At 69.4% G+C, this 5,302-nt stretch carries 5 protein-coding genes and 1 pseudogene; 5 read left to right on the forward strand and 1 reads right to left on the reverse strand.

Annotated features, from left to right (window positions below; translation table 11 throughout):
* The first annotated feature begins 396 nt into the window (after positions 1-396).
* The 5 genes from AC2W7A_RS09190 to AC2W7A_RS09210 all read left to right on the forward strand — a co-directional run bounded on the left by AC2W7A_RS09190 (position 397) and on the right by AC2W7A_RS09210 (position 5,026).
* Positions 397-711, forward strand: coding sequence for a histone-like nucleoid-structuring protein Lsr2 (locus AC2W7A_RS09190; protein WP_485991099.1), 315 nt, complete (start codon positions 397-399; stop codon positions 709-711).
* A gap of 160 nt (positions 712-871) precedes the next feature.
* Positions 872-3,400, forward strand: coding sequence for an ATP-dependent Clp protease ATP-binding subunit (locus tag AC2W7A_RS09195; RefSeq protein ID WP_485991100.1), 2,529 nt, complete (start codon positions 872-874; stop codon positions 3,398-3,400).
* A gap of 203 nt (positions 3,401-3,603) precedes the next feature.
* On the forward strand, positions 3,604-3,804 hold the full coding sequence (locus AC2W7A_RS09200; RefSeq protein WP_485991101.1) for a CsbD family protein: 201 nt from the start codon (positions 3,604-3,606) through the stop codon (positions 3,802-3,804).
* Positions 3,805-4,088: 284 nt separating this feature from the next.
* Positions 4,089-4,277, forward strand: a complete 189-nt coding sequence (locus AC2W7A_RS09205) for an Rv0909 family putative TA system antitoxin (protein WP_485991102.1) — start codon at positions 4,089-4,091, stop codon at positions 4,275-4,277.
* Positions 4,278-4,513: 236 nt separating this feature from the next.
* Positions 4,514-5,026, forward strand: a complete 513-nt coding sequence (locus AC2W7A_RS09210) for an amino-acid N-acetyltransferase (protein WP_485991103.1) — start codon at positions 4,514-4,516, stop codon at positions 5,024-5,026.
* 81 nt (positions 5,027-5,107) lie between these two features.
* On the opposite strand, the pseudogene AC2W7A_RS09215 reads toward AC2W7A_RS09210, so the two are convergent.
* Positions 5,108-5,302 (reverse strand): annotated as a pseudogene (locus AC2W7A_RS09215) (A/G-specific adenine glycosylase); the annotation flags it as partial.

Here is a 5,302-nt window from a genome sequence, read left to right on the forward strand (position 1 = left end):
AGGCCGAGGGGGGATGCGGCAGCCGATCCCGAGGCAGAGCCGCGCGAGGCGCTGCCCGGCACCGGCCCGGAGCATGAGGGCACGGGGCCGGAGCACGGGGACACGGGACCGGAGCACGGGGGCGAGGGCCGGCCCCACGCTGACGCGGCTGGCACGGTCGAGAACGGAATCCGCCGTCGGAGAAATGCTCTCCGGCGGCGGATTCCTGCCTGCTGGGATTGTCCTGACAGAAATGTCCACAGCGGATATGTCCACAGCGCAGAAACCCCTTCATCGGCTACCGTGGTGAAGGACAAAGAGAATCCGGCATCCGGACCTCTTCCTGCGTGCGTCAAACCCCTTCAGGGAATCGGCTTGTCAGGACGTCTTCACGGATGCCCATGACGGATGAGGGAGATGGACAAGAACATGGCACAGAAGGTCGAAGTTGTCCTGGTGGACGATCTGGACGGCTCGGAGGCCGCCGAGACCGTGAGGTTCGCGATGGACGGGCGCCACTACGAGGTGGACCTGTCCGAGGACAACGCCCGTGAGCTGCGCTCGTTCCTGAAGCCCTACATGAAGAAGGGGCGCGCCGTGGCACCGCCCTCGCCCAAGGCCGAGGCCGCGGACATCCGCAAGTGGGCCGCGGAGAACGGCTACGAGGTCTCCTCCCGCGGGCGCCTGCACCGCGACGTCGTGGAGGCCTACCGCAACGCCAAGCGCAAGTGACCTGAGCCGGGCGTCGGGCGGGCACGCCGGAGGGCCCCGCGGCCCGGGGAGACGGGCCGGGAGGACGGGCGGCGTTCGCTTCACCCAGTGGCGAACAGCCGCCCGTCGTGCTGTCCGCGTGCGTAGGCTCGGGAGCAATCAAGAGCCAAGGAGTGTGACCATGTTCGAAAGGTTCACCGACCGCGCACGGCGGGTGGTGGTGCTCGCGCAGGAAGAGGCGCGGATGCTCAACCACAGCTACATCGGCACCGAGCACATCCTGCTCGGGCTGATCCACGAGGGCGAGGGCGTCGCCGCCAAGGCCCTCGAGTCCATGGACATCTCCCTCGGCGCCGTCCGCGAGAAGGTGCAGGAGGACATCGGCCAGGGTCAGCAGAACCCGCCCGGACACATCCCCTTCACGCCGCGCGCGAAGAAGGTGCTCGAGCTGTCCCTGCGCGAGGCGCTGCAGCTCGGCCACAACTACATCGGCACCGAGCACATCCTGCTCGGCCTGATCCGTGAGGGCGAGGGCGTCGCCGCCCAGGTCCTCGTGAAGCTCGGCGCGGACCTCAACCGGGTCCGCCAGACGGTCATCCAGCTGCTCTCCGGCTACCAGGGCTCCGGCCAGGGCGGCAAGGAGACTGCCGGTGTGGCGCCCGGCGGCCAGTCCGAGGGCCAGAACGCCGGCTCCGTGGTGCTGGACCAGTTCGGCCGGAACCTCACCGCCGCCGCGCACGACGGCAAGCTCGACCCGGTCATCGGCCGCGCCGAGGAGATGGAGCGCGTCATGCAGGTGCTCTCCCGCCGCTCCAAGAACAACCCCGTGCTGATCGGCGAGCCCGGCGTCGGCAAGACCGCCGTGGTGGAGGGCCTGGCCCAGGCCATCGACCGCGGGGACGTACCGGAGACGCTGAAGGACAAGCAGCTCTACTCGCTGGACCTCGGCTCGCTCGTGGCCGGCTCCCGCTACCGCGGCGACTTCGAGGAGCGCCTGAAGAAGGTCCTCAAGGAGATCCGCACCCGCGGGGACATCATCCTGTTCATCGACGAGATCCACACCCTCGTGGGCGCCGGCGCCGCCGAGGGCGCGATCGACGCCGCCAGCATCCTCAAGCCGATGCTGGCCCGCGGCGAGCTGCAGACCATCGGCGCCACCACGCTGGACGAGTACCGCAAGCACATCGAGAAGGACGCGGCCCTCGAGCGTCGCTTCCAGCCGATCCAGGTGACCGAGCCGTCCGTGGAGGACGCCACCGAGATCCTGCGCGGCCTCCGCGACCGCTACGAGGCGCACCACAAGGTGTCTATCACGGACGAAGCCCTGAAGGCCGCCGCCTCCATGGGCGCCCGCTACATCTCGGACCGCTTCCTCCCGGACAAGGCCATCGACCTGATCGACGAGGCCGGCGCCCGCCTGCGCATCCGCCGCATGACCGTTCCTCCGGAGATCAAGGCCTACGAGGGCCGCATCGCCGAGGTCCGGGCCGAGAAGGAGGCCGCGATCGACGGCCAGGACTTCGAGGGCGCCGCCCGCCTGCGCGACCAGGAGCAGCAGCTCGTGGACGAGCAGAAGCAGAAGGAGAAGGCCTGGCGCACCGGCCAGTCCTCGGACGTCGCGACCGTGGACGAGGACCTCATCGCCGAGGTGCTCTCCAAGTCCACCGGCATCCCGGTCTTCAAGCTCACCGAGGAGGAGACGGACCGCCTGCGGAACATGGAGTCCGAGCTCCACCGCCGTGTGATCGGCCAGGACGAGGCCATCAAGTCGCTCTCCCGTGCCATCCGCCGCACGCGTGCCGGCCTGAAGGACCCGAACCGTCCGTCCGGCTCGTTCATCTTCGCCGGGCCCACGGGCGTCGGGAAGACCGAGCTGGCCAAGTCCCTGGCCGAGTTCCTCTTCGGCGAGGAGGACGCCCTGATCACCCTGGACATGTCCGAGTTCCAGGAGAAGCACACGGTGTCCCGTCTGTTCGGCGCCCCTCCCGGCTACGTCGGCTACGAGGAGGGCGGCCAGCTCACCGAGAAGGTCCGCCGCCGTCCGTTCTCCGTGGTCCTGTTCGACGAGGTGGAGAAGGCCCATGCGGACCTGTTCAACTCGCTGCTGCAGATCCTCGAGGACGGTCGCCTCACCGACTCGCAGGGCCGTGTGGTGGACTTCAAGAACACCGTGATCATCATGACCACCAACCTGGGCACCAAGGACATCTCCAAGGGCGTCATGACCGGCTTCCAGTCCTCCACGGACACGAGCACCGGCTACGAGCGCATGAAGGGCAAGGTCCGCGAGGAGCTGCGCCAGCACTTCCGCCCGGAGTTCCTGAACCGTGTGGACGACGTCATCGTGTTCCCGCAGCTGCAGAAGTCCGAGATCGTGCAGATCGTGGACCTGTTCATCGCCCGCCTCGGCAAGCGCCTGGCGGAGCAGGACCTCTCGATCGAGCTCACCAAGGACGCGAAGGAGCTGCTGGCGGACAAGGGCTACGACCCGGCCATGGGTGCCCGCCCGCTGCGCCGCACCGTTCAGAACCTGGTGGAGGACCAGCTCTCCGAGAAGATCCTGTTCGGCGAGATCCCGGCCGGATCGCAGATCCACGTCGGCGTGACCGGCGAGGGCGAGGGCCGCGAGCTGGCCTTCACCTGGTCCGGCGGCCGCACCGAGGTCGAGGGTTCCGAGATGCAGGAGCTGGAGGCCGGCGCGGCCGAGTGACGGCACCGGCGGGCGGCCGTCCGTTCCGGACGTGTGCCGACCACGCAGACCGCGGGGGCGGGGGCCTTGACCCCCGCCCCCGCGGCGCGTTGACTCGAATGCAGAGACGTCCCCACCGGGCGTCCCGGCCGGTCTTCCGGAGCGGGCACCGGTGGAGCGGTCGCCCGGACGGAGGGCGCCCCGGACCGGAGAGAGGAGACACCATGGCTGACATGGACAACAAGTTCGACAAGATGAAGGGCGACGCCAAGGCGGGCCTCGGTGAGGCCACCGGCAACGAGCGCATGGAGTCGGAGGGCCGCACCGAGTCGGCCGCCGCCAGCGGCAAGGACGCTGTCCAGAACGCCGGCGACAAGCTCAAGGGCGCCGCCGAGGGCGTCAAGAACGCCTTCAAGAACAACTGACGCCGATCGTCACCCGGGTCTGGCCTGGGGTGACGCCGAAGGCCGGGGTGATGACTGAGGCGTCGCCCCGGCCCTTCCGCGTGCGGATGCCGGTACCTGCGGTGCCGGGTTGCCCAGGAACCTCCCAGGAGAGGGGTCGCCAGCGGGGTGGCGTGTCAGCTGTGTCTCTGCTTACCGTGGGTCCAGCCGCTCGGGTGACCGATCGGTCGCCGCGGAGGTCGGAGGACTTCGGTTCGAGGACTCCGGGGCGGAACACATGTCCCCCACGTCAAGGAGGCTCAGTCATGGGCATCGGCGATCTCGGCAACCTTGCCAACCAGCACTCCGACAAGATCAACGAGCAGGTCGACAACGCTCAGGAGCAGCACGGCGACAAGCTCGGCCAGCACCAGGACACCGTGAACAAGGGCGTCGACGGCGCGCAGGACAAGTTCCTGAACGGCGGCGAGAACCAGGGCGACGAGCAGAAGTGACTCTGCTCCCGCGCTGACCGGCCCTGAACCGGTCGCCCGAAGGCCCCCGCAGCCTCCCCATGAGGGACGGTGTCGCGGGGGCCTTCGCCATGCCCGGCCCCTCGCGCGGAACCAGAGGATACGGCCGGTTCAGGGCCCGGTGAAGTGGCCAATCCTTCTGGTTCGGTGCAGCACACACCGGTGCGGTGCAGCAACACCGTGGACGCCGGGCACGGGGCCGGTCCTACACTGGGCCGATGCCGAAGCTTCCGGTCACCCTGCGTCCCGCCCGCACCTCCGACGTCCCCGCCATCCAGGACATCGTCCGCCCCCACGCGGACAGCCGCGTGCTGCTGCAGAAGGAGAAGGTCGCCTACTACGAGGCGATCCAGGAGTTCGTGGTGGCCGAGGACGAGGCCGGTGCACTCGTGGGCTTCGGCGCCCTCCACGTGATGTGGGAGCACCTCGCGGAGGTCCGCACGCTCGCCGTGGCGGACCGCGCCCGCGGCGGGGGAGTGGGGCACGCCCTGCTCGAGGAGCTGGTGCGGCGTGCACGGGACATCGGCGTCTCCCAGGTGTTCTGCCTGACCTTCGAGGTCGACTTCTTCACCGCACACGGGTTCGAGGTCATGGCGGACCAGTCCGCCGTGGACCCGGAGGTCTACGCGGAGCTGCTGCGCTCCCATGACGAGGGCGTCGCCGAGTTCCTCGACCTCGCCCGGGTCAAGCCCAACACCCTCGGGAACACCCGCATGATCCGCACCCTCTGAGCGGATGCCTGTCGGCGTTGTTCTGCCGACTCGGTGGGATCAGGTCAGGGACGCCGCTCAGGTGGACGACGTGAACACCGCTCAGTCGGGGAACGAATAGGCGCCGTCGCGCACCAGGAGGAGGCCGTCGTCGAGCAGGCCGGCCAGGCAGCGAGACCACTGCGCCTCGTCCGGCACGTGCGCTCCCAGGCGCCCCGTCTGCCCCACCGCCTGCCGCAGCGAGTCCTCCGGGACGCGGCCGGCCTCCCGCACCGCGGCCATGACGGCGCCACGCAG

This window comes from Micrococcus sp. LASM2_SD2 (assembly GCF_057364565.1).